Annotated in this window: 21 protein-coding genes; 13 read left to right on the forward strand and 8 right to left on the reverse strand. The window is 61.9% G+C overall.

Features of this window, described 5'->3' with window-relative positions:
- The 12 genes from M3O22_00005 to M3O22_00060 form a co-directional block, all read left to right on the forward strand.
- A partial coding sequence (locus tag M3O22_00005; protein ID MDP9195151.1) for a hypothetical protein occupies window positions 1–885 on the forward strand: 885 nt, incomplete at its 5' end.
- Window positions 886–1,253: 368 nt separating this feature from the next.
- Window positions 1,254–2,579: a thymidine phosphorylase gene (gene deoA / locus M3O22_00010; protein MDP9195152.1), complete on the forward strand. Its 1,326-nt coding sequence runs from the start codon at window positions 1,254–1,256 to the stop codon at window positions 2,577–2,579.
- A gap of 287 nt (window positions 2,580–2,866) precedes the next feature.
- Window positions 2,867–3,271, forward strand: coding sequence for a hypothetical protein (locus tag M3O22_00015; GenBank protein MDP9195153.1), 405 nt, complete (start codon window positions 2,867–2,869; stop codon window positions 3,269–3,271).
- A gap of 74 nt (window positions 3,272–3,345) precedes the next feature.
- Window positions 3,346–4,077, forward strand: coding sequence for a type IVB secretion system apparatus protein IcmL/DotI (locus M3O22_00020; protein MDP9195154.1), 732 nt, complete (start codon window positions 3,346–3,348; stop codon window positions 4,075–4,077).
- 157 nt (window positions 4,078–4,234) lie between these two features.
- Window positions 4,235–5,326 (forward strand): DotH/IcmK family type IV secretion protein, encoded by a 1,092-nt coding sequence (locus M3O22_00025; GenBank protein MDP9195155.1) that lies wholly within the window; start codon window positions 4,235–4,237, stop codon window positions 5,324–5,326.
- Window positions 5,316–6,596, forward strand: a complete 1,281-nt coding sequence (locus tag M3O22_00030; GenBank protein ID MDP9195156.1) for a hypothetical protein — start codon at window positions 5,316–5,318, stop codon at window positions 6,594–6,596. Before M3O22_00025 ends, M3O22_00030 begins: the two co-directional genes overlap by 11 nt.
- Entirely contained in the window at window positions 6,593–8,008 is a 1,416-nt protein-coding gene (locus M3O22_00035; GenBank protein MDP9195157.1) for a hypothetical protein, read from the forward strand. The genes M3O22_00030 and M3O22_00035 overlap by 4 nt, the downstream gene beginning before the upstream one ends.
- A gap of 215 nt (window positions 8,009–8,223) precedes the next feature.
- Window positions 8,224–9,141, forward strand: a complete 918-nt coding sequence (locus M3O22_00040; GenBank protein MDP9195158.1) for a hypothetical protein — start codon at window positions 8,224–8,226, stop codon at window positions 9,139–9,141.
- A 16-nt stretch (window positions 9,142–9,157) separates the two neighbouring features.
- Window positions 9,158–9,535, forward strand: a complete 378-nt coding sequence (locus M3O22_00045; protein ID MDP9195159.1) for a hypothetical protein — start codon at window positions 9,158–9,160, stop codon at window positions 9,533–9,535.
- 32 nt (window positions 9,536–9,567) lie between these two features.
- The gene (locus M3O22_00050; protein MDP9195160.1) at window positions 9,568–9,945 is read left to right on the forward strand and encodes a hypothetical protein; all 378 of its coding nucleotides are present in this window, start codon (window positions 9,568–9,570) and stop codon (window positions 9,943–9,945) included.
- A 51-nt stretch (window positions 9,946–9,996) separates the two neighbouring features.
- Window positions 9,997–10,659, forward strand: a complete 663-nt coding sequence (locus M3O22_00055) for a type IV secretion protein DotN (protein ID MDP9195161.1) — start codon at window positions 9,997–9,999, stop codon at window positions 10,657–10,659.
- 102 nt (window positions 10,660–10,761) lie between these two features.
- Entirely contained in the window at window positions 10,762–13,731 is a 2,970-nt protein-coding gene (locus tag M3O22_00060) for a type IV secretion protein IcmB (protein ID MDP9195162.1), read from the forward strand.
- Between the two features lie 158 nt (window positions 13,732–13,889).
- Here M3O22_00060 and M3O22_00065 read toward each other — a convergent pair whose 3' ends face one another.
- The 7 genes from M3O22_00065 to M3O22_00095 form a co-directional block, all read right to left on the reverse strand.
- Window positions 13,890–14,330, reverse strand: coding sequence for a hypothetical protein (locus M3O22_00065; protein MDP9195163.1), 441 nt, complete (start codon window positions 14,328–14,330; stop codon window positions 13,890–13,892).
- A gap of 2 nt (window positions 14,331–14,332) precedes the next feature.
- Entirely contained in the window at window positions 14,333–14,596 is a 264-nt protein-coding gene (locus M3O22_00070; GenBank protein ID MDP9195164.1) for a lysophospholipase, read from the reverse strand.
- Window positions 14,578–16,419: a ribonucleoside-diphosphate reductase subunit alpha gene (locus tag M3O22_00075; protein MDP9195165.1), complete on the reverse strand. Its 1,842-nt coding sequence runs from the start codon at window positions 16,417–16,419 to the stop codon at window positions 14,578–14,580. The genes M3O22_00070 and M3O22_00075 overlap by 19 nt, the downstream gene beginning before the upstream one ends.
- A gap of 146 nt (window positions 16,420–16,565) precedes the next feature.
- Window positions 16,566–18,299 (reverse strand): cobaltochelatase subunit CobT, encoded by a 1,734-nt coding sequence (locus tag M3O22_00080; protein ID MDP9195166.1) that lies wholly within the window; start codon window positions 18,297–18,299, stop codon window positions 16,566–16,568.
- 149 nt (window positions 18,300–18,448) lie between these two features.
- Window positions 18,449–18,913: a hypothetical protein gene (locus tag M3O22_00085; protein MDP9195167.1), complete on the reverse strand. Its 465-nt coding sequence runs from the start codon at window positions 18,911–18,913 to the stop codon at window positions 18,449–18,451.
- Between the two features lie 17 nt (window positions 18,914–18,930).
- Window positions 18,931–19,908 carry a cobaltochelatase subunit CobS gene (gene cobS, locus M3O22_00090; GenBank protein MDP9195168.1) on the reverse strand — a complete coding sequence of 326 codons (978 nt, stop codon included), beginning with the start codon at window positions 19,906–19,908 and terminating at the stop codon, window positions 18,931–18,933.
- Window positions 19,905–20,474 (reverse strand): J domain-containing protein, encoded by a 570-nt coding sequence (locus M3O22_00095; protein ID MDP9195169.1) that lies wholly within the window; start codon window positions 20,472–20,474, stop codon window positions 19,905–19,907. Before M3O22_00095 ends, cobS begins: the two co-directional genes overlap by 4 nt.
- A 140-nt stretch (window positions 20,475–20,614) precedes the next feature.
- Here M3O22_00095 and M3O22_00100 point away from each other — a divergent pair, with 140 nt between their 5' ends.
- Entirely contained in the window at window positions 20,615–21,202 is a 588-nt protein-coding gene (locus M3O22_00100; GenBank protein MDP9195170.1) for a DUF1190 domain-containing protein, read from the forward strand.
- Between the two features lie 2 nt (window positions 21,203–21,204).
- Here M3O22_00100 and M3O22_00105 read toward each other — a convergent pair whose 3' ends face one another.
- Window positions 21,205–24,108, reverse strand: a complete 2,904-nt coding sequence (locus M3O22_00105) for a 2-oxoglutarate dehydrogenase E1 component (protein ID MDP9195171.1) — start codon at window positions 24,106–24,108, stop codon at window positions 21,205–21,207.
- Window positions 24,109–24,165: the final 57 nt, after the last annotated feature.

A 24,165-nucleotide genomic window follows, 5' to 3' on the forward strand; every position in this document is an offset into this window, starting at 1 on the left:
GATAACGGCCTCACACTGGCAAAAAAAGCCGCCGAAAGTGCGCAATCCCTTGCCTCGAAATTCGAAGCAGAAAGCCTGGGGAAGATCCTGTGGGAAGGCCTGTCTTTCCCCTTCCGGCACCAGAAAATGGCCGGCCCCGGAATGCTGACCCGTATAAATATCTGGAGGCTCAACAGGCAGATACGCAGCGTAGCCAAAGACATCGCCGCCTTTGACGCGGAACAGGAACGGCTGGCAGGAATGACCGAAGTGGAGCGGGCCCGGCTGGAAAAAAACAGGGTTTCCATACAGGAAAACGGCGCTGCACTGACCAGAAAGGTTATTGAAAGCACGGAATCCCTCGCCCGGAAATTCGGGGCAGAAAGCCTGTGGCAGATTCTGTCCTTCCCGTTCCGAAGCCAGAAAACAGAAGGCTCCGGGATCCTTGCCCGCCTCCAAGTCTGGAGACTCAACAGACTGATGCACAGTGTGGCCAGAGATATCAACACCTTTGACGCGGAACAGGACAGGCTGGCAGGGCTGACTGCCACAGAACGGGCCCGGCTGGAAAAAAACAGGGTTTCCGGAAATGAACTTGCTGTTGCACGGGGGATCCTCCTTCTCAGCGGTATAGTTGCTGCTGGCGCACTTGCCAAAGCAACTGCTGCAGACGCATCCCGCCAGGATCTGTTCCCTTACATAGCAGTGGAAATTGTGCTTTTCGTGATTGCCAGACTGGCAGAAAAGCACTTTCAGGGAATGCACGATGGAGCAGACAGAAAACCTGACGAGGCCATGGAAAATGAAAAAACCGGTGTCCCTGACCAGGCCGTGGAAAAGGGGTATGGAAGAATCTCCATCAGGGACTGGAGATCACTCCGCTACGCTTCGTTCCGGCCGGAATGACATTTAATAGATGCCACAACCAGAACCCCGCTGTATCCTGCCGGGCGATTCCCAAGGCAGGAGAGGTTCTGTATGTGGTCCTTCAGAATAGCAGGCAAAGGCGATGGTGACGGCAGGGAGTCCTTTGACGAGGATGACGGGCACCCGTTGACAGAATTTCTTGCCTGGGCAGTGCTCGCAAATCTCCTTACCTGCATAACTATCGGCAGCGACATCAGACCCGGACAGGATAATCCGGATGCCGGGAATGCCCCTGCACAGCCCGCACAGATCCGGTCGGCGCCACGGCCATAACTGCGCAGGCGCGCCAGCGTGACAACCTTTCCCGACAGTGGTATGCAGCGGCCAGCCAATGAAGGGAGTCCCCCATGCTGCCCCAGGAAGTCATCCGCAGAAAGCGCAACGGCGAGACCCTGTCGGCCCATGAGATCCAGGAATTCGTCAAGGGCGTTACGGCTGAAACGGTGACCGAGGGTCAGGTGGCCGCGCTGGCCATGGCTATCTGTTTCCGGGGCCTGACATTGCCCGAGCGCATTGCCCTGACCGACGCCATGGCCACCTCTGGCACCGTCATGGAATGGAAGTCCCTCAATCTGCCAGGCCCCATTCTGGACAAGCATTCCACAGGCGGCGTGGGCGACAAGGTCAGCCTGATCCTGGCCCCCGTTATCGCGGCCTGCGGCGGCTTTGTTCCCATGATTTCAGGACGCGGCCTCGGCCACACCGGCGGCACACTGGACAAGATGGACAGCATTCCCGGGTACAGGTCGCAGCCTGACGGAGACCTGTTGCGCAAGGCTGTGCGCGAGGTGGGCTGCGCCATCATCGGCGCCACACCGGACCTGGCCCCGGCCGACCGGCGCATCTATGCCATCCGCGACACCACGGGCACTGTGGAATCCCTGGACCTGATCACCGCCTCGATCCTGTCCAAGAAACTGGCCGCCGGACTGGACGGCCTGGTGATGGACGTGAAGTTCGGCTCGGGCGCGTTCCTGCCGCCCATGGACCAGGCCCTCTCCCTGGCCGAAAGCATCGCTACCGTGGCCACCGGCGCCGGCCTTCCCACCGTATCCCTGCTGACCGACATGAACCAGGTGCTGGGTCCCACGGCGGGCAATGCGCTGGAGGTGCGGGAGTCCATCAACATGCTGACCGGAAAACATATGGATCCCCGGCTGCTGGAGGTCACCGTGGCCCTGTGCGCCGAACTCCTGCTGCTGGGCAAGCTGGCCCGCACGGAGGCCGAGGCGCGGACCAGGGTCATGACCGCCCTGCAGTCCGGCGCGGCGGCCGAGACATTCGCCCGGATGGTTGCGGTTCTGGGCGGCCCGAAGGATCTTCTCGACAATCCCGATTCGCACCTGGCAAAAGCCGCCATCCAGCGTCCCGTCCTGGCCCGGACGGAAGGATATCTGTCCGTCATGAACGTGCGCCAGATGGGCGTGGCAGTCCTGGCGCTGGGCGGCGGGCGGACACGCCCCGCCGATACCATAGACTTCGCCGTGGGCCTGGATGAGGTGGCGGGCCTTGGGGCCAGGATGGGCCCGCACGGCCAGCCCCTTGCTGTCATCCACGCGCAGACAGAGGAGGCTTTCCGGACGGCAGAGACACTCCTGCAGAACGCCGTCACTATCAGCGACACCCCCCCTGCACCCACGCCCGCCGTGGCCCACAGGCTTGTGGCGGAATAATCCCTCTCCCCGGAAGACCTTTGCATAACCCGCCCCACCCTTCGACAAGCTCAGGCGAGGGCCAGAGAAAGCTGGTAAATCCTCATCCTGAGCCTCATGGTGAGCCTGTCGAACCATAGCGAAGGATCGAGGATTTTTACGAACCCCATACTTTCGCAAAGCTCCCCGGGGGTAGAGGGAATCCATGACAACTCCAGAAAAAACTGGAAAAATGCACTGCGTTTAACTTACATTAACCTTCCTGCTTCAGGATACCGGCGATGTTACGTTTGTGGTAGCGAGGTGTCATGGCCAACAGAAAAGTCGTTGACGGTCCCTCCTGGTCGGACCAGGACCAGGACCTGAGAAGCCTGTGGCAGGCCGGGCAGCCCCCCTGGGAGATTGCATCAGCACTGGGCCGCAGTGTTCCGGCCATCATGACGCGAGCGGCACGTCTGGGGCTTCCCCGCCGCTTTACCCCGGGGCGCAAACCCAGAAGTGTCAGGAACGGAGAGCAGGCCGCTGCGGCACGGGCGGCAAGAAATGCCGTGAAAGCGGAAAATCCGGGTAACAAACAGCTGCGGGTCTGCCTGATGTGCACATCGGATTTCTGGTCCGGTGGCCCGCACAACCGCATCTGCCCCCGGTGCAAGGATTCACCCGAATACACCTCAGCCTCGCGGCTGGGGGAACACACCATTTCTTCCATGTAAAAAGTTAAGGGAACTTTAAGCCGGAGATGCCATACTCCGGAAACAGACCCCTCGAGAATACCAGGTGATCCGCAGTGCCAGACGCAACCCGTTCCAGACCTCCCGTTCCTGCAGATGCCGGACATGGCCATCCTCCTGCGCCTGCGCGGCAGGTCCAGACCGCCGAGATACCGAAATCCTCTGACCCTCTGGTGGCCATTCTCAACAGGAATGCCTTTTACAAGGATGGTTATCGCTGGCTGATCTATATCGCGGGGGGCGAGGCCGTGGCCATCCTCCTGCTCATCTTCCTGCTTCTGGGCATTGTGGCATCGCACGAACCAAAGGACCGTTACTTTGCCACCACCGCCGAGGGGCGCCTGATCCCCATGATTCCCCTGAACGAGCCGAACATCGACAGGGGCAAGCTGGTCGCCTGGGCCAACAAGGCCGCTACGGAAATCATGACCTTCGGCTTCCATGACTATCGCCAGCGCCTTACCGAGGCGGGGAATAAATATTTTACCCAGAGAGGCTGGAACAGCTTTACCACCGCCCTGGAAAAATCCCGGATCATCGAGGCGGTCGAGGGAAGCCAGCAGGTTGTCACTGCGGCTCCCCAGGGCGCTGCGGTGATTGTCGAGGAAGGCGTCGTGGGCGGTGTCTATATGTGGGTGGTCCAGATCCCCATGATCATCACCTATACATCGGGTAACCGCAGCCAGGCCAATCCTGTCCTGCTGACCCTCAAGATCCAGCGGGTTCCAACCCTCCAGAATCCCGAGGGTATCGGCATCGAGCAGTGGATCGCCGGGCAGCAGTCATAGGGTCCCGGCTTTCCGGAAACCACCCTCTTCCCATGTCGAAGATTGTGCTTTACCTTGTCCCCCTGTTGGGTCATTAAGAGGGGCAAGGTGATGTCTGTCCCGGATGTCATTCCGCCCTGATCCTGGTTCCTGTGTCTGCCAGACAATGGTGTTTGTGATGCAACGTCTGCCGGTCCTGATTCCCGTCTGCCTCGGCCTGATGGCGTCACCCGTCTGTGCCCAGGTAATCCGGGAAGAACCGGTTGCGGAAATTCCTCCAGCCATCGTTCTGCAGGAACAGCCTTCGCAGCCTGCCGCAGCCCCTGCACAACCCTCTTCCCGTCCACAGCAGCCACTCCAGCCCCCTGTCCAGCCGGTTGCGATTCCGCCACAGCCGGTCGTGGGGCCTGTCCTGCCTGTGCAGCCGCTCCCTGACGAAGTTGCAGTGACCCAGCCTACGGCAGAGGAAATCAACGCCCAGATCAACAATGCTGCATTTGATGCGGCCCTGTCCGGCATCCTGCCCCTGTCACCCGAACAGATCCGCGAGCTGATGCGCCGTGTGGATGACAGCCAGTACGCGGCCGGGGCCCCTCTCAGAAATCCCCGCCCGGAAATCCGGGTGGCAACCCTGTCCCTTGACCCTGGCATTGAGCCGCCGGAGATCGAGGTCTCGACCGGCATGGTCACCACCATCACCATGCTGGATGCTACCGGACAGCCCTGGCCCATCAAAAACGTGGCCGTGGGGGGAAGCTTTGATGTTCCCCAGCCCGAGGAGGGCTCCCATATCATCAGGGTTATTCCCATGACAAAATATACGCCGGGGAACCTGTCTGTAACCCTTGTGAATCTGGCGACGCCCATTACATTCAGACTGAAGACAGGGGGCGACGTGGTCCATTACCGCTTTGACGCCCGCATACCGGAGTACGGCCCCAACGCGCAGATTCCCATTATCGACAGGGCTGCACAGGTTTCTGCCGGTGATGGCGTCATCATGGCTGTCCTGGACGGCACACCTCCCGCCGGCGCACAGAAACTGACTGTCACCGGCGTGGATTCGCGGACCGCGGCCTGGAAGGCGGGAGACACGGTTTTCCTGCGCACCACGCTGAAGCTGCTGTCACCGGCGTGGGAAGCCAGCGTCTCGTCCGCTGACGGCATGACTGTCTACAGCATTCCTGACACACCTGTGGTGATGCTGTCTGACAATGGTGTCCCTGTTCGCGCACGGCTTGCGTTGCGGGAGAAGGTGAATGAATACTGAGCACGAGCACGAGCACGAGCACGAAAACGGGCACGGGGATTTCGGGGATATTCCCGGGGATCTTGGTCCGCCCCGTGGCATGAAATCTTCCCGCCGCAGCATTTTCAGAAGCCCGGCGGTGCGAATCGGCCTGACCCTGATGGTTGTTGTTGCCGGTGGCGTTCTTGCCCTTGCCCTGTGGTCCAGTGGCCAGCGGGAAGCTCCCGAATCCACCCTGTCCTCGGCTTCCAGTGTCACAGCGCTGCCTGGAACAGAAGCTCCCCCGGCCTATGCGGCCGCCGTCAGGACAAAGAATACCGAACGCCTCCAGGACGCCCTGGCCACGGGGGGCAGCGCCCTGCCTACTCCCTTGCCCGAACGTCGCATGGGAGAAATACAGCCTGTTGAGGAAAGAACTGTCGAGGTGGATCCGGTCGAGGCGTTCCGCGAGGCCATCACCCCTCCACCGCCACCGCCCAGCCTTGAGCCACAGGCCCCTCTCCAGGGGGGCCAGCCCATGATGGTCCAGCAGTATGTCCAGCCGACCGTGGACCCTGCGGCCGTAGCCCAGGCCATGCAGCAGCAGATGCAGACCCTGATCAGCGGCTGGGCGCCCCAGCCGGCCTCGGTCATTGGCGTCAGCGGCCCCACATACATGGCTGACGTTCTGGCGCAACAGCAGGCTGCTGTCACCCCACTCTCCCGGGATATCCCGGGAGAAGTGGAAGAACCTGCGGAAAGGCTTGTCATTCCGGCAGGCGGGCGGGCCTACGCCCAGCTGGAGACCGAGGCCAACTCGGACGTGCCCACACCCGTCGTGGCCCGCATCCTGTCGGGTCCCCTGGCGGGCGGACGGGCTCTGGGAACCTTCCAGTCCACCGGAGACTATCTGGTGCTGGAGTTCAATATGGTCGCCTGGCAGGACAGGGAGTATGAGGTCCAGGCTATTGCCGTAGACCCCAACACCCAGCTGGCCGGCATGGCCACCGAGACCGACCAGCGCTACTGGCAGCGGATTGCCCTTCCCGGTGCTGCCGCATTCCTGACAGGGTTTGCGCGGGCCGCCTCGGAAACAGCGGTCGAGACCACGGTCGGTGACAATTTCGCCACCGAAAGCCGCCCCAAAAAGACCCGCAAGGAACAGATCTTCGCAGGTGTCGAGGAAACAGCTGACGTGGCGGCAGACATTCTCAAGGATGAGGCGGCGCAGATCCAGCCCCTGGTCCGCGTGGCAAAAGGGACGCCCATGTCCATCCTGTTCCTGTCTTCCGTGCGGGAGGAGGTAAAGTGATCCAGCGTACCCCGCCTCCGGGATCGAAGCCTCCTTCCTCCGGCGAGACAGAACCTGCGGCCGAAGACCAGTATGAAGGATATGTGAACGATTTCTACAACGAGGATGCCGACGCCGAAACCGCGGAACAGCAGGATTATGTCCCGGAAGAAGAAACCGGAGAAGAGGCTGCGGATACCGGAGAGGAAGGGGAATACGCTGAAGGAGAATACGCCGGAGAAGATGAAGATCTGACGGATGAAGCCGGCGAGGAGTATGTGGATGGCGAACCCGGCGCCGGGGAAGAAACGGCAGATGCCGGGGGAACCTATCCCTTTACGGATGCGCTGTACGCTGACACACCACCGAAGAAGATTTCCCTGAAAAAGCTTTTCCTGCCGGTGACCATCGGCATTCTCGTGCTTGTGGTGGGCGGCGTTGCGTGGCTGCAGATATCCGGAGACCGTCCGGAAGGGCAAGACCAGATCCCTGCAGCCCCGCAGATTGCAGGACAGCCGGGATCTCCCGCAGGGACACTGCCCCTGCCGCCCCCGCCGGCTCCTGAAAACACACAGGCGGGCGGACAGCTTCCGCTGGATCTTCCCACAGCCAGCCAGGAACCCCGGAGACCCCTCCTGACCGGAGAAAAGCCGGCGGAAATTCCCAATGCTGCGGATCCCTCGCAGATCAGCCCTTCTGTAACCCCTCTTGGGCAGCCTGCAGAAACTCCGCCAGCCATGCCCCCTGTGACACCTCCTGCAGCAGGGCTGCCCCCGCCGTCTGAAGAAGCGATTGTAACAGAACTGCCCCCCATCAGCGATCTGCCTTCCATCCAGGAAACCCCGGCAGAAACGGGAACGGCAGACCAGCCTGCGACACCTCCTGTGACACCGCAGGCATCACCGGCGGCCCAGCTGCCTCCTGTCCCGCAAGCGCCTCCGCCTGAACAGCCTGCTCCGCCTGTTGCCGCCACTGCCGATACGGAAACCGCGACACGTCTGGCCTCGCTGGAAACAGCTGTCCAGGACCTGAAAACCTCTGTGGAGAAGGTTACATCCACGCAGCCTGAGACTCCACCACAGATGCCGGCGGCTCCCTATGCCACGGCGGACCAGGTCACACAGCTGCAGCAGGAAATTTCCGGCCTGCGGGAACAGCTGGCCGCGCTGAATACGACCAGGGCCCCGGCTCCGTCTGTCAGGCCTGCCGCACAGCCATCAAAGCCAAAGCCGGCCCCGAAGCCTGCTGCTCCCCCTGTTCGCTGGACCATCCAGTCTGCTGCCGAGGGACAGGCCTGGGTTGTCCTGCAGGGCGGAAATGTCCGGCGTCGCGTGATTCCGGGGGATGTCCTGACAGGTGTTGGCCAGATCACCTCGATCCGCAGGGAAGGAAATCGCTGGGTCGTGGAAGGCACGCAAGGAAAAATCCAGTAGAACGACAGGCACAAATTCGATATAATTCCGGGGTAATCTTTTCCCGGGATGCCTTCCATGTGGTACTCCAGAACCAGCACTTTCCCCGTCCTCCGGAAAGGCTTCCGGAAGGGCTTCTGCGCTGGCTCCATCCGTTCCCTTTTTCTTAAGTTTTTCTTCACACTTTTCGTATTGAATACAGATGTTGTGGCTCAATATGGTACAGGGAGGGAGGTATGATGCGCCGGTCGCCATTCCTGCCCCTCCTTTATGCCCTGCCTTTCCTGGTGGTCGCCGCTTTCTGGCCTTCCCTCGCCTTCGCCCAGGGAATTGAGGGGATCCTGAAACGCGTCGGGTTCAACCTGACAGGCATCCCTGACTTTCTGGCCATGGGAGCCTATGTTGCAGGGATCGTCTTTACCATCACCGGCCTCACCAAGGCCAAGGCGTTTGCAGAACAGAGCGCCATGGGCCCGGCGGTGCGCTTTTACGAGGTCTGGACCCGTTTCCTGGCCGCCGGCTTGTTTTTCGTGCTGCCCTGGGCCCTGCAGGCCGCCATCAACACCCTGGGCCTCAACGGCGCCAATTTTGACAGCACCGTGACAGGTCCCGCCGCCGGCGCAGGCCTGGACGGCATGATGATCCGCCTGATCAAGGCCATCTATGGCCCGATGAAATTCCTGGTCCCCACAGTCTGCTATATCGTGGGCATGTGCTATGGCCTGGTCGGCATCAACCGCCTGATGAAAAACCCGGCCGATGGCCCGCGGGGACCGGTGGGCCGGGGCACCATCATGACCTTTGTCACCGCCGCCATCCTGATGTCCATCGGCAGCGCCCTGGACAGTTCCGAGATGACCCTGTTCGGCGCGAATACCACGAACGTCCATATGGTCCTGAGCTATTCGTCCATGGCCCCCGGGGCCCTGACCAAGATGAATGCAGCCATTGCGGCCGTCATGATGTTCGCATCCGTTCTGGGATGGATTGCTTTCGCCCGCGGGTGGCTTATCCTGAGGGCTATCGCTGACGGACAACAGGGACATATCTCAAGCGGGATCACCCACATTGTGGGGGGTGTCCTGGCCACCAACCTGCCGGCTGTCCTTTCGGCCGTGCAGGTCACACTGGGTTTAAGTCTCATCAACGCGTAGCAACAGGGGGAAAAACATGTCCAGGATCAACGACCTTTCACTGAAGTTCTCCGCACTGGCCACGGCAGCCATCATGACCGGATGGGCAGGAAGCGCGCAGGCCCAGGCCAGCCTGCTGGAAATGACTGATGAAACAAAGAACCAGCTTGTGAACATCCCCTTGCTGCTGTCTTGGGTAGCCTACATCATCGGCGCCCTGTTCATCATCTCGGGCCTTCTGAAACTGCGCGCCCACATCGACAACCCGGGACAGGCCCCGCTGCAGCATGCCCTGGCCAGGATTGGCGTTGGTGCCGGTCTGATTGTGGCTCCGTTCATTGCCAGGGCCGCTGTCAATACCTTCGGCGGTGACAGCACCACAGGGCCTGCCATTTCCACTTTCAGCACGACCTGATATTCTGAAACATAACCCAGGAGGTATATCCCATGCGCAATCTTTCCCTGAAACTTTCCGCACTGGCCACGGCGGCCATTATGACCGGGTGGACCAGCAGCGAGGCTCATGCCCAGACTGCTGACCTTCTGGGCATTACCGGGGCAACACGCGCCCAGCTGTTCAACATCCCCTTGCTGCTGTCCTGGGTGGCCTACATCATCGGCGCCCTCTTCATCATCTCGGGCCTGCTGAAACTGCGCGCCCACATCGACAACCCGGGGCAGGCGCCGCTGCAGCATGCCCTGGCCAGGATTGGCGTTGGCGCCGGTCTGATTGTGGCCCCCTTCGTCGCCGCAGCCGCCGTCAATACCTTCGGCGGCAGCACCGGCAGCACAGGGCCGGGCATTGCCACTTTCAGGACTTCGTAAAGGCAGTTATCGCGCATGGCCTTTCTGCCCATCACCCCCGGTGTCCGCCGGATGAAAAACCCTTCCGGCGGAGCATGGATGCCTCCGCCGGCAGCGGATACGTCAACACGCGCCGCGGTCCTGAAACGGGACAAAAATACCTGCCGGTACTGTGGCTTTGCCTCGGAAAAACACCAGGTGGTGCGCTGGCACGAAGGGCAGGCAAAGACCAAAGGGGTGGACGCCTTTGTCACCGCCTGCCTGTTCTGCGACCAGTGTTTTGCCCTTGAAACCGCCGGCATGGCCGGAAGCGGGGTTCTGGTCTGGTTGCCCGAAATGGACCAGGCCCGGATCAACCACATCTGCCGTGCGGCATATGTGGCACGGGCAGAAGGCGGTGATCTGGCCGAAGCCGCCCAGACAGCCTTTGACTCCCTGATCGTTCGCCGGTACGAGATCCGCCGCCTTCTGCGTACGGACGATCCACTTGTGCTGGCCACCGTCCTTGCGGACACCCTGTCGGATGCCGAGTATGCAAAACGGGGCCAGAAGCTGGACGGCGTGCGCCTGCTGCCCCTGGACAGGCGGATTGTGCGGCGCGGGAACAAGGATGTGGACGTGTTCCCGGAAATGCTGACGTACTGGCGGGCCAAAAACGGTCCCTTCCGGGGTGTGGCTCCTGGCAGCTGGGCCAGCCTTCTGGAAAAGATCGGCGGCGGACATACAGAAGCCTGAGAAAACAGAAATCAGAAACCAGAATCCTTCCTGATTTCAGGTTTCTGTATTCTGGTTTCAGAATCCCTGTTAATCGCTTCCGGATCCTGGTATCATATCCTGATGCTGGAAAATCTGTTTGCCCCCTTCTTTACAGCGTTCAGACAGTCCCTGGATTCGAACGTCCAGCTGGAGACGGCTGACGGTCCCACCACGCTGGCTGCTTCGGACGGATCGCTGGTGACGCTTATCCGCGTGGACGGCAGCCGGCAGATCATCGGCAATACCGAGTACAACACCATCATCGACCAGGCGACGGTCAAGCTGGCCACACGGTTTGGCAGCGCCGGCCATGGCTTTCAGGTCTGGTATACCCGGGATCCCGGCCGTGTCCACCAGGAGCTGGAAACCCTGGTGCGTCCTGTCCGCCAGACAGGAAAATCCCTTGGCCTGGATCTCCAGGACCTGGTGGACGAACGGGTCCGGAACCTGGAACACTATGTAGCCCATGAGGAAATGTATTTTGTGCTGTGGACCCGGGCCAGCGCACTGACCCGGTCCGACCAGGACGCGGCCAAAAAACAGCGTGGCCAGACAAAATGGGTCCCCTCCCGCGAATCCCAGTTTCCCTGGGCGGGCATTGAGCAGCTGCGGGCCCGACACAGCAGTTTTGTGGCGTCGGTCAGCAATGCCATGGAGGAAATGGGCATCCAGGCGAAGGTCATGGAGGTCCATGCCGCCCTGCGCGCTATCCGCAACAGCATCTACCCCTCGCTGGCCCACGACCGCTGGCAGGCCTGCCTGCCGGGAGATCCGCTGATACCCCGCGCTCCCCGCTCCCGCCGCGACATGTCCGATGTCCTGTGGCCCTCCCTGCGCCAGCAGATCTGCGTGGGCGATGCCGAGGTCCTGTCCCAGTCCACAGCCCGGATCGGCGACCAGATCTGGACGGGCATCGACATGACCCTGGGGCCCATGGACCCCACGCCCTTTTCTGTCCTGATGCAGCGGGTGGCAGAGGCCAATGTTCCTTTCCGTGTATCCTTTCTTCTGGAAAGCGGCGGGATCGAGGGCGCACAGATCAAAAAATTCCTGGCCTCGATCCTGGGGGTCACCAACAGCGCCAACAAGCAGATCAAGGATTCGATCGAGAGCCTGACCTATATCGCCCGGGACCAGCCCGTGGTTCGGCTGCGCGTATCCTTTGCCACCTGGGCCCACCATTCAGACCCGAAAAAACTGGAGGCCCAGGCCTCCACCATCATCCAGGCCGTGGAATGCTGGGGCTATTGCCAGGTGTCCCAGCTTTCCGGCGATCCTATCGAGTGCATCATGTCCTCGGCCCTCGGCATTGCCTGCGCCTCGACTGCGCCGGCTGCCGTGGTGCCACTGAAGGAAGTCATCCGGCTGCTGCCCTGGCACCGGTCGTCCAGTCCGTTCGAGCAGGGATCCTTCCTGCTGCGCACCGGCGATGGCCATCTGTGGCCCTACCAGACCGGCAGCACACTGACCACCACCTGGTTTGACCTGATCTTCGCCCAGCCCGGCGCGGGTAAATCCGTTCTCATGAACGCCCTGAACCTGGCCACCTGTCTGACGCCCGGCCTCTCAAGGCTGCCCTATGTGGCCATGATCGACATCGGCCCCTCCTCCTCCGGCCTGATTTCCCTGATCCGCGACGCCCTGCCGCCGGAGCGGCGCCACGAGGCCATGCATTTCCGCCTGCAGATGACGCCCGAATACAGCGTCAATCCCTTTGACACCCAGCTGGGCTGCCGTGTACCCCTGCCGGACGAGCGGGCCTATCTGGTGGAGCTGCTGACCCTTCTGTGCACGCCCGCGGGACAGACGGTTCCCTATGACGGCATCCCGCAGCTGTGCGGTCTGGTGGTGGACGAGATGTTCCGCTGGCGCACCGACGGCATCGCCAACGCTGAGCCGCGCGGCTATCTGTCCCGGGTGGATGAGGATGTGGACAAGGCGCTGAAGGATCATGACATCCAGCTGCCGGAAGAACCGGTCTGGTGGGATGTGGTGGACGCCCTGTTTGACAAGGGTCTGGTGCACGAGGCCGCACTGGCCCAGCGCCATGCCGCCCCCACGCTGGCGGATGCTGTCACGGCGGCCCGCCGGCCCCAGATCCGCGGCCTGCTGGAAGAAACCCACCTGGCCGCCACCACAGAAGGGGTCATCAGCGCGTTCGAGCGTATGATTGCCTCGGCCATCCGGGAATTTCCCATCCTGTCCGGCGTGACCCGCTTTGACATCGGGAATGCCCGTATCTGCGCGGTGGATCTGGGCGAGGTTGCCCCCCAGGGGGATGAGAACGCCGACCGCCAGACCGCTATCATGTACATGCTGGCCCGCCACACGCTGATCCGCCACTGGTGGCTGGGAGACCAGATCGTCAAGCTGGTCCCTGAACGTTACCGCGAACACCACGCTGCCCGCGTGCGGGATACGCGCGAAAGCCCCAAGCGCCTGTGCTACGACGAATTCCACAGGACCAGCCGCAGCCGCGCTGTCCGCGCCCAGGTCATCCGCGACGTGCGCGAGGGACGGAAATGGGGCGTGCAGATCGTCCTGGCATCCCAGCTTCTGGAAGACTTTGACAACTCCATGGTCGATATGGCCACAGGCGTGTGGATCCTGGGCTCGGCAGTCAGCGAGAAATCCCTCAATGCCACAGCCGACTGCTTTGGCCTGTCGGACACAGCCCGCTGGTACATGAAGCACAGGCTGACCGGCCCGCGATCCTATGGCGCGCCGCTGGTCCTGGTGCTGGGCACCAACGAGGGACGGTATGAGCAGTTCCTGATCAACACCCTGGGCCCCGTCGAGCTGTGGGCCCTGTCCAGCTCGGCCGAGGACATGATCATCCGCAGCCAGCTGTACGACCGCATCGGCCCCAACAAGGCCCGCCAGATCCTGGCCGGGGTCTTCCCCGGCGGCAGCGCCCGCAACGAGCTGAGCCGCCGCACCCAGCTGCGCCTCGAGCGCGGGGAAATCGAGGCCGGCGCCCGCTCCGCCGTTATCCAGGAAATCGTCGAGGAACTGGTGGATCGCCTGTACCGGAACGAGAAGAAAGTTTAAGGCATGCGGTCCTTTTTACTGTCATCCTGAGCGGAGCGTTACGCACTAACGCGCAGTCGAAGGATTCCTGCCCCTGTTGCAAGACGAGATCCCTCCACTCGCCTGCGACTCAGTCGGGATGACAACAGCAGATTACGGAAAGAGTCTGCTACCCCCTCTTACCCCGCCATAAACCGCCGCAATCTTTCGAACAGTGCTTCCCGCGGTCCCGCATTCTGCTCCAGCCAGGGATGGATCAGGTGAGGAGCTCCGGGAATCTTCAGGTATTCCAGAACGCTGCAGTTGCGCAGGCTGGACAGGTACCGCGCCACGACGCCTTCGGGGATGACATCATCATGCTCACCGATAATGAACATCGCCTTTCCGGTGTAGCCTTCCAGAATGTCCCAGACAGCCGAATCTTCCCATGATCCTGGCCGGCGCAGTTCTTCCGTAAAGCCCTGGCTGAACACCATACTTTCAGCCGCCCGGGAATAGGCGGCAGGGCAAAACAGGATCAGACGGTTCACGGGAAGATGCTCCAGCAAACGGGCTGCCGTATGGCCGCCCATGCTGTTCCCGGTCACTGTGACAGGACCCGGCCCCAGATGCCGCGCCATGGCTAGCGCCTGTCCAGACTGGCCTCTTCCAGCTGGCCCGAACTCTCCCCGTGGCCGGAAAAATCAAAGCGAACGGTGCCATAGCCACAGGAAGCCAGAAAATCCGCCAGATACCGGATGCGGCCGCGGACAGCCTTCCCCGCTCCGTGCAGGGCCAGCACCACGGGCTTGCCGCCCTTTTCCGGCAGCGTAATCTCGGCCCGCAGCCGCTCGGTCCCGACGGTTTCGTCGAAAACGTGCGGCACCATCACTGGCACGCCAAGCATTCCTCGTAGTCCTTTTTTTCCTCGGGCACGGCGGCGGATTCCGCCTTTTCCCGGACCGGAGCAGCGTGGGCGCTGTCGGCGCTTTCGGCCCGCTGGAGGGACTTGGAGCGGCAGTAATACAGGCTTTTCACGCCCCGCTTCCAGGCCATCATGTGGATCTGGTGCAGGTCGCGCTTGTGCACATCGGCGGGCAGGAACAGGTTCAGGCTCTGCGACTGGCAGATATAGGGTGTGCGGTCTGCAGCCAGCTCGACGAGCCAGCGCTGGTCCAGCTCGAACGCCGTTTTGAACACGTCCTTCTCGTCCTGCGTCAGGAAATCCAGATGCTGGACCGAACCCTCGTGCGTGAAGATGGACGACCAGGTGTCGTCGTCGTTCCTGCCATACTTTTCCAGCACCTCACCCAGGTACTTGTTGCGCACGGGAAAGCTGCCCGACAGGGTTTTGTGGGTATAGGCGTTGGCCGCGTTGGGCTCGATGCCCGGCGATGCGCCACCACAGATAATGGAAATGCTGGCGGTCGGGGCAATGGCGATCTTGTTGGAAAAGCGCTCGTTGATCCCGTATTCCGCCGCGTCCGGGCAGGGTCCGCGCTCGTCGGCCAGGACCCGGCTGGCCGCATCGGCCTGTTTTTTAATGTGGGCGAACATGCGCTTGTTCCACACCTTCGCCATGGCGGATTCCCAAGGGATGCCCTGGGACTGGAGGAACGAATGAAAGCCCATGACGCCAAGGCCCACGGACCGCTCCCGCATGGCGCTGTATTTGGCCCGGGCCATGCTTTCCGGGGCCTTGTTGATAAAGTCGGTGAGGACATTGTCCAGAAAACGCAGGCAGTCCTCGATGATGGTCGGGTGGTCCTGCCACTCCAGGAACTTTTCCAGATTGAGGGAGGACAGGCAGCACACCGCCGTCCTGATATTGCCCAGATGGTCCACGCCCGTGGGCAGCGTGATCTCGCTGCACAGGTTGGACATCTTCACGTTCAGGCCGGCCATCTTGTGGTGCTCGGGGATGGCGCGGTTCACGTGGTCAGTGAACAGCAGATAGGGCTCGCCCGTCTCGATGCGCGACGTCAGGATGCGGATCCACAGGTCGCGGGCCTGAATGCGGCGAACAACGGAACGGTCCTTCGGGCTGAGCAGCGCCCATTCCTCGTCGTTTTCCACGGCCCGCATGAAAGCGTCGCTGATGGCGATGCCGTGGTGCAGGTTCGGCGCCTTGCGGTTCGGGTCGCCGCCGGTAGGGGTGCGCATCCTGCAGAATTCATCCACCTCGGGGTGCTCCACCGGAATATAACAGGCCGCGGCACCCCGGCGCTGGCTGCCCTGGCTGACGGCCAAGGTCTGCGAATCCATGACCTTGATGAAAGGGATGATGCCCGAGGTCTTACCGCTGATCCCCACCTTTTCGCCAATGGATCGAAGGTTACCCCAGAAACTGCCGATGCCGCCGCCGCGGGCTGCCAGCCACACATTCTCGTTCAGCAGGTCCACGATACCCTGAAGGCTGTCCGTCGCCTCGTTCAGAAAGCAGGAGATGGGCAGGCCCCGCTCTGTCCCGCCGTTGGAAAGGACCGGCGTGGAAGGCATGAACCAGCCATAGTTGATATAATCATTGATGCGCTGGCCATGACCAGGATTGCGGGCCGGATCGTCGGCATAATACGACGCCACCCGGGCAAACAGGTCCTGGGGGTCTTCCCCGGGAAGCTGGTAGCGGTCTTTCAGGGTGGCCCTGCCAAAATCTGTCAGCAAGGCATCGCGGAACCGGTCGATAATGATCTGGGGTTTGCGCTCGACCTGAACCACGTCCTGAAACATTGAGCACTCCCTCTTTTTCCTTGTTCCTCAACCCCTTAACGCAACATATGGGGGCACTGCAGAAGTCAGCATACCAGATGTGGGGGGCCTGTCATTATCCATTTTGGCAGGGATGCAGAAATTTTCTGTTGCGCCTTCCGGGCGTTTCAGTGCAGGCGACCGGGAAGGTCGAAAAGCGCTGAAAGTTCGTCCAGCAGGGTGATCCCCAGCTGTGCCGCGTCTGTCAGGGTAACGGCGCGGCGGTAATACCGGGTGACGTCATGGCCGATCCCGATGGCCACCAGCTGGACGGGGGAGCACAGCTCGATCCAGCCGATCACCTCTTTCAGGTGCGCTTCCAGAAGATTGCCGGGGTTGGTGGACAGGGTCGAGTCATCCACCGGCGCGCCGTCCGAGATGACCATCAGGATCCGCCGGTTCTCGGGTCTCGCCAGCAGGCGCCTGTGGGCCCACAGCAGGGCCTCGCCATCGATATTTTCCTTCAGCAGACCCTCGCGCAGCATCAGGCCCAGGTTCCTGCGGGCTCGCCGCCAGGGAGCATCAGCCGCCTTGTAGACAATATGCCGCAGGTCGTTCAGACGGCCCGGGAGCGGGGGACGCCCCTGTTTTTCCCAGAGGACGCGGGATTCGCCGCCCTTCCAGGCCTTTGTGGTGAAACCCAGGATCTCGGTCTTCACGCCGCACCGTTCCAGCGTCCGGGCCAGGATGTCCGCACTGAGGGCCGCCAGCACGACGGGACGGCCGCGCATGGAGCCGGAGTTGTCAATCAGCAGCGTCACCACGGTGTCGCGGAAATCCGTCTCCCGCTCCTGCCGGAACGCCGCCGCGAAAAAGGGATCGGTCACAATCCTGGACAGGCGGGAAGGATCCAGAGCCCCCTCCTCCAGGTCCAGGTCCCAGGACCGCCGCTGCCGGGCCATCAGGCGGCGCTGCAGACGGTGCGCCATGCGGGCCACCATGGTCTCGAGGCTTTCCAGCTGGTGGTCCAGCAGCGCGCGCAGGCGGACCATCTCGGCCGCATCGCACAGGCTTTCCGCCGGAACACTCTCGTCATATGCGGTGGTGAAGGCGTGATATCCGGCCGGCGGTTTTCCGCTGTCCGGATCCGGACGGGTAGCCCCCTCATCCTCAACCGCAGTCCCTTCCCCTTCGCCGGTTTCGGGAACCATCTCCCCATCAGCAGCGGCAGCCTTCCGGGTCGCCGCAGTCTGCCGGACCATCTCCTGACCTGTGTCTTCTTTCTGCGGCCCCGGAGTCTCTTCCGGACCGGGGGGGTGATCTGCCCCCTCCCCTGTATCAGGCTGCGTCTGCGGTTTTTCCTCTGCCTCCAGTCCCAGGGTTTTCAGCAACTCCAGCGCCTGCCGGGCAAAAGCATGGGGATCTTCCAGAGCACCGGACAGGGCCGCCAGCTTTTTCTTTCCAGCACGTCCCAGCTGCGACTCCAGGGCCATGACCAGGGCCCTGGCTGCGACTGGAATCTGGCCGCCCGCAAGGGCTTTCCAGGCCAGCAGATGAAGGGCCTCCGGCATGGAGTCTTCTGCAAAATTCCGGCTGTCCAGAAAGGCGTCAAGATTGGCCAGCGTACCCGGGAAATCGCGTACGCCCAGCGCCTCGCACCGGGCCTGCTCCAGGGCATGGAGCGCAGCGCGGGCGGCAGGATCCGGCGGTGCATGGAGGGTGAAAACTGGTTCGCTATGATAGCGGATCCACAGGGCCGCAGCGTCGGCCTCTCCCCGCAGGACATCTTTCTGCACAGGCGTAACAGGATCGGGGACAGGAGAAAGGGGTGCAACGTCTCTGCCTGCTTCCGGCAGCAAGGCGATAGTCCGCAGGGTCACCGCGGTGGCCTGCCGGAAAATTTCTGACGCAGAGGCTGTCATGAAACCTTCCGGCCCCCCTTCCACATATCAGAACCCGCTGCCGTGAGCGGATTGCCACCGTCTTTCGGGAACCGGAGCGCAGCGTACGTTACAGTACGTGAGCACCGGAAGCGGAGAAAGACAAGGCAGGACGCCACGGCAGTCAGGGGTCAGGGCAGTGTGCAGGTATAGCTGCCATTACCCCACTTGTAGTCCCTGTTCAGGCGCACGACGACAGTTTTCGTCTGCGGACGCAGGGCTACAGGTACGCTCACGCTGACGGGTGTGATAACCTGGGCTCCCATAGTACCTTCGCCGGGACCTTCCAGGCTCAGGTTCAGGACTGTGCTGTCCTTCTGGTGACGTACTCCGGCCACAGCCCAAGAATAACCGGCTGAGGGAGTCATCAGCTGGGCCTGGACGATCCTGTACAGGCCTGTTCCTGTCAGGGTAACGGTGGAGGTATCGGCTTCTGTACCGGCCTTGTCCAGAAGGGCCTTGTCAGCCTTGCCTTTGGCTTTCACAGGGGCGGGGACGCAGGCCAGGGCAGAACCATCAGTCTTTTTTGCAACAGCCATGGCAGGGGCAGCTACAAGAAGGGACAACACAGCCACGACCAATACGCTTTTTTTCATGTTTTTCTGTCTCCGTTTCAGGATGTGGACGGGGTCTTTTCTGTCAGTTCAACCCCAAGACATCTCTGATAATACTCTACAACCACAGATCTTTCCAGATCTTCACAGCGATTCAGGAACGTCACGCGGAACGCCACGGCCAGATCTCCGAAAATACAGGCGTTCTCAGCCCATGTGAGCACGGTCCGGGGACTCATGACTGTGGACAGGTCACCGTTCACAAACCCGGTGCGGGTCAATCCCGCCATCCGCACCATGGCCGCAACGGTCCTCCGTCCCTCCTCCGTATTCCAGGCCGGAACCTTTGCCAGGATAATCTGCGCTTCAGCTTCGGGCGGCAGCCAGTTCAGTGTGGCCACGATGCTCCAGCGGTCCAGCTGGCCCTGGTTGATCTGCTGGGTGCCATGGTACAGGCCCGTGGTATCGCCCAGGCCGACGGTGTTGGCGGTGGCAAACAGGCGAAAAGCCGGATGGGGCCGGATGACCCGGTTCTGGTCCAGCAGGGTCAGCTTTCCCTCCACCTCCAGGACGCGCTGGATCACAAACATCACGTCAGGACGGCCGGCGTCGTATTCATCAAACACCAGGGCACAGGGCCGCTGAAGCGCCCACGGCAGAATTCCCTCGCGGTACTCGGTGACCTGTTTTCCTTCTTTCAGGACGATGGCATCACGACCCACCAGGTCCATGCGGCTGATGTGGCTGTCCAGGTTAACGCGGACACAGGGCCAGTTCAGGCGCGCGGCGACCTGCTCGATATGGGTGGATTTTCCGGTGCCGTGCCAGCCCTGGACCAGCACACGGCGGTTGAAGGCAAACCCCGCCAGAATGGCCAGCGTGGTGTCGTGGTCAAAGCGATAGGCCGGATCCAGATCCGGAACATGCTCTTCCTTCATGCTGAAGGCAGGCACGGTCATGTCTGTGTCCAGGCCAAAAACCTTGTGCACAGACAGGGTGGTGTCGGGAAGGCTGGGAATGGAAGTGGAGTCGGTCATCCGGACGTCCCGTAAACGCTTTTCAGAAACGTATAGGCCTCGTTGACGGCTTTCAGGATTTCCTCGGTCTTTGTGTCGCCGCCGTTGGCATCCGGGTGATGCTGTTTGACCAGCTGGAGATACCGGGCCCGGATCCGGGCAAAGGTCACGGGCCGGACAAGATCCAGAACAGACAGGGCCTTCTGCTCCTGGCGGGAGGCCGGGTCCGGAGCGGACTCCTTCCGGCTGTGGAAACCGGCATCATCGCCCGACCGGAATTCGCGGAACACCCGCTCGCGCAACAGGCCTTCGGCCGCCCAGGATCCCAGCGGCCAGGCCGGCCTTTCCCACACCATATCCAGCTGGATATGGGCCTCGACCTGCTCCTGGCTCATGCCGGCGTACCAGTCCCAGGCCCTGTTATAGGCGCGCACATGGTCCAGGCAGAACCAGTAATATTCCCGCAGCCTGTCGCGGGATTTCGGGGCGCGATACTCCCCGGCCTGCACACACTCCGGGTGGTCACAGCAGCGGACCGGGCTGGCTGTGTCTGTATCAGGCGCAGAAAATGTGCGGGCGCGTCTCATGCTCCAAGTATGGGCAGCGCAGCGCCCGCTGGCAAGATTGTGATGCGGAAATAATGGCTGTTCCGGTTTCTGATTCCCCTTGACGAAACTGTTTCAGGGGAAAACTATTCCCCTGTTTCTCCCCGGATTCCGGAGCAGTCATGATTCAGGATGTCACAAGCGCTGCGCGCAGATGGTGGAACAGCAGAAAAACCTTGGCCGGACTGGGCATCCTTCTGTCCTGCGTGGCCTCTTTCGACAGGACGGACGAGGATGAAACATTTGTCACAGAGGGCCAGCAGAAAAAGTTCGACCTCCTGGACAAAGGGCCCTGGGCGGTTTTCACATCCGTGAACGATTGCACTGAACAGGGTTTTGGTCTGGAAGAATGCGTCGCCTCCTGGAAGATCACCCTGGACACATTCCGGGAGCGCCTGACCGCTGTCCGGTATCACTCGGCAGAGGCCTGCGCCACAAAACACCGGGACTGCGTCCCCGCGTTCTGGCTCCGGATCAGGGTAGCCGGAGACTTCACCAGCAACGAAACAGAAATCCTGTGGTCTCCTCCCATGGAGGGCTGGCAGGTCCTGAAGACATACCGGGACTTTCAGGCCACGGACAGTTTTCTGGATACCGGTATCTCGGTCCCCATTTACCGGGGACTGGTCGAAAATGCAGGCGTACGGGCGGATGACGTGACCCTGCCTCTCCAGACAGCTGGCGGAAACCAGGCTGTTCTTCAGCCGTAGAGCTATTCCAGCGCCGCGGCCACCAGGGCGGCCTGTTCCTTTTCGTGGCGTTTGGCAAAGCCCGTGGCCGGTGAAGCCGCGGGAATGCGGCCCACATAGCGGGGCCGGCGGGCCTTGCCGCCAAGATCGGCCAGAACGGCCTCGATCCTGCGGTCGACAAAGGTCCAGTAGCCCATGTTCTCAGGTTCTTCCTGGCACCAGACCACCTCGACCTGCGGATATTTCGCCAGCTCGAATGCCAAGGCTGTTGCCGGGAACGGATACAGCTCTTCCATCCGGACCAGGGCCACGTCATCGATCTTTTTCTCCGTCCGGGCGGCCAGGAGGTCGTAATAGACCTTGCCGGTGCACAGGACCACACGCCGGATTTTTTCCGCCTTCGCCAGCGTCTGCGTCTCCCCGATCACAGGCTGGAAAGCTGTGCCCGGACCAAAGTCCTTCAGCGGCGATACGGCCATCTTGTGACGCAGCAGGGACTTGGGCGTCATCAGCATCAGGGGCTTGCGGAAATCGCGGCAGACCTGGCGACGCAGGATGTGGAAATAGCTGGCCGGCGTGGTGCAGTTGGCCACGTGCATGTTGAATTCAGCACACAGCTGCAGGAAGCGTTCAGGCCGGGCCGAGGAATGCTCGGGCCCCTGCCCCTCGTACCCATGGGGCAGCAGCATGACCAGGCCCGACATGCGCAGCCATTTAGTCTCGCTGGCGCTGATGTACTGGTCGATAATGACCTGGGCGCCGTTGACGAAGTCCCCGAACTGGCCTTCCCACAGAACCAGGGCATGCGGCTCGGCCAGGCTGAAGCCATAGTCAAAGCCCAGCACCGCCGCCTCGGACAGCGGACTGTCCAGCACTTCCAGGTGCGCTTTCTGGTTTTTCGCGATGCGGTTTACCGGCCGGTCCTCAGCCTCCGTTGTCTGGTCGCGCAGGACCGCATGGCGGTGGGAGAAGGTCCCGCGGCCACAGTCCTGGCCGGACAGGCGCACAGGGATATCCTCCAGCAGCAGGCTGCCGAAGGCGAGCGCCTCGCCAGTGGCCCAGTCCAGACCTTCGCCGCTGGTGAACATTTCCTCGCGCAGTTTCAACTGGCGTTCGATCTTGGGGTTCAGGTCGAACCCGTCGGGAACGCCCGAGATGGCCTTGCCGATCTTTTTCAGCACGTCCATGGACACGCCGGTTTTTACAGGCATATCAGGCAGCACTTCCACGTGCTTCAGGCCCTTCCAGCGACCCTCCAGCCAGTCGGCGTTCTTCGGCCTGTAGTCCTGCGCCGCCTGGAATTCCGCCTCCAGCATGGCGTGGTAATCCGCCACGATCTTCTGGTCTTCCTCCGGCGTCACAACACCTTCGGTCACCAGTGTGCGGGCATAAAGGTCGCGTGTCGTCGCCCGGTCGCGGATCAGCGCGTACATCTTTGGCTGGGTGAAAGCCGGCTCGTCCGTCTCGTTGTGGCCATGGCGGCGATAACCGATCACGTCCACCACCACGTCGCGGTAAAAAGTCTGGCGGAACTCGGCCGCCAGACGCGAGACGATGACCACTGCCTCCGGGTTGTCGCCATTCACATGGAAGACCGGCACGTTGATCATGCGGGAGATATCCGTGGACCAAGCGCCCGAGCGGAAACACCAGGGATTGGTGGTAAAGCCGATCTGGTTGTTGATGATAAAGTGCAGGGTGCCGCCGATGCGATAGCCCTTCAGGTCGGCCATCATCAGGGTTTCCGCCACCATGCCCTGGCCGGCAAAGGCAGCATCACCGTGAATCAGCAGCGCCGCCACCTCGGCCCGGGCGCTGTCGCTGACATGGGAATCCCAGCCGGTGCGCTGCTGCTGTTTCGCGCGCACCTTGCCCGCTACCACCGGATTGACCGATTCGAGGTGGGAGGGGTTGAAGGCCAGGGACACATGCACATCATGGCCTGCAATCTTCCGGTCGGCCGAGGCGCCCATGTGGTACTTTACGTCGCCAGCGCCGGGAATTCCCTCGGGCACATTGGGCGTGCCCAGGAATTCCGAGAACAGGGCCCGGAAAGGCTTTTTCACGATATTGGTGAGAACATTCAGGCGGCCACGATGGGCCATGCCGATGGCCACTTCCCGCAAGCCCATGCGGGCAGCGGTTTCGATGGCTTCCTCGATCCCCGCGATGGCGGATTCGCAGCCCTCAACGCCAAAGCGCTTGGCACCGGGGAATTTGGTCTGCAGGAATTTCTCCAGACCCTCGGCCATGGACAGGTTCTGCAGCGTGATGCATTTGTCCTCCTGGGACAGCGTGAACCGGCCCCGCAGGCGCTCGATCCGGTCCTGGACCCAGGCCCGCTGATCCGCGTCGGGAATGTGCATGTACTCGACCCCCACAGGGCCGCTGTACGTGCGGCGCAGCAGATCCAGCATCTCGCGCAGGGTGGTGCTTTCCAGACCAAAAATATTGTTGACCGCGATGGCGTGGTCCATGTCGCGGTCCGTAAAGCCCCAGGTCTTCGGGTCCAGTTCCGGATGGCGGTACACGGGTTGCAGACCCAGAGGGTCCAGCTCGGCCTGCAGATGGCCCAGCGACCGCCAGGCCTGGACCAGCTGCATCATGCGGATGCTGTCCAGTGCGGCGCGGCGCAGCTGGTCAGCGCTGATGCCGGGACGGGAAGCGCCGGCAGGAGTGGCGGCGACTTCAGGGGCAGAGCCGATGATCCGCCCGGTCCTGGGCGACCAGGTGGGCCCCAGCGTGTCTTTCAGGACCAGGGCCTGGCTGTCGTCCAGCCCGTCAAAGAACGCAGCCCATCCGGGATCCACCGACCCGTGGTCCTTCAGATACAGGGCGTACAGCTCGGCGATATAGCCGGCGTTGGGGCCGGAAAGAACGGATGTTTTTTCTCTGACTGCAGCCATGGTTGTCTTTGCGCCGGGCATCCCGGCCCTCCGGAAAGAGATGGAAAGACTCAGGATAACACTTCCCGGTCCCCTTGA

Source organism: Pseudomonadota bacterium (assembly GCA_030775045.1).
In the GTDB taxonomy this organism is placed as follows: Bacteria; Pseudomonadota; Alphaproteobacteria; order JALYJY01; family JALYJY01; genus JALYJY01.

Coding starts and splice junctions, on each gene's coding strand:
- M3O22_00100 (MDP9195170.1), top strand. CDS start 20,615: ATGATTCAGGATGTCACAAGCGCTGCGCGCAGATGGTGGAACAGCAGA.
- deoA (MDP9195152.1), top strand. CDS start 1,254: ATGCTGCCCCAGGAAGTCATCCGCAGAAAGCGCAACGGCGAGACCCTG.
- M3O22_00025 (MDP9195155.1), top strand. CDS start 4,235: ATGCAACGTCTGCCGGTCCTGATTCCCGTCTGCCTCGGCCTGATGGCG.
- M3O22_00055 (MDP9195161.1), top strand. CDS start 9,997: ATGAAAAACCCTTCCGGCGGAGCATGGATGCCTCCGCCGGCAGCGGAT.
- M3O22_00015 (MDP9195153.1), top strand. CDS start 2,867: ATGGCCAACAGAAAAGTCGTTGACGGTCCCTCCTGGTCGGACCAGGAC.
- cobS (MDP9195168.1), bottom strand. CDS start 19,908: ATGACCGACTCCACTTCCATTCCCAGCCTTCCCGACACCACCCTGTCT.
- M3O22_00070 (MDP9195164.1), bottom strand. CDS start 14,596: ATGCTTGGCGTGCCAGTGATGGTGCCGCACGTTTTCGACGAAACCGTC.
- M3O22_00095 (MDP9195169.1), bottom strand. CDS start 20,474: ATGAGACGCGCCCGCACATTTTCTGCGCCTGATACAGACACAGCCAGC.
- M3O22_00105 (MDP9195171.1), bottom strand. CDS start 24,108: ATGCCCGGCGCAAAGACAACCATGGCTGCAGTCAGAGAAAAAACATCC.
- M3O22_00080 (MDP9195166.1), bottom strand. CDS start 18,299: ATGACAGCCTCTGCGTCAGAAATTTTCCGGCAGGCCACCGCGGTGACC.
- M3O22_00065 (MDP9195163.1), bottom strand. CDS start 14,330: ATGGCGCGGCATCTGGGGCCGGGTCCTGTCACAGTGACCGGGAACAGC.
- M3O22_00050 (MDP9195160.1), top strand. CDS start 9,568: ATGCGCAATCTTTCCCTGAAACTTTCCGCACTGGCCACGGCGGCCATT.
- M3O22_00085 (MDP9195167.1), bottom strand. CDS start 18,913: ATGAAAAAAAGCGTATTGGTCGTGGCTGTGTTGTCCCTTCTTGTAGCT.
- M3O22_00040 (MDP9195158.1), top strand. CDS start 8,224: ATGATGCGCCGGTCGCCATTCCTGCCCCTCCTTTATGCCCTGCCTTTC.
- M3O22_00075 (MDP9195165.1), bottom strand. CDS start 16,419: ATGTTTCAGGACGTGGTTCAGGTCGAGCGCAAACCCCAGATCATTATC.
- M3O22_00060 (MDP9195162.1), top strand. CDS start 10,762: ATGCTGGAAAATCTGTTTGCCCCCTTCTTTACAGCGTTCAGACAGTCC.
- M3O22_00045 (MDP9195159.1), top strand. CDS start 9,158: ATGTCCAGGATCAACGACCTTTCACTGAAGTTCTCCGCACTGGCCACG.
- M3O22_00030 (MDP9195156.1), top strand. CDS start 5,316: ATGAATACTGAGCACGAGCACGAGCACGAGCACGAAAACGGGCACGGG.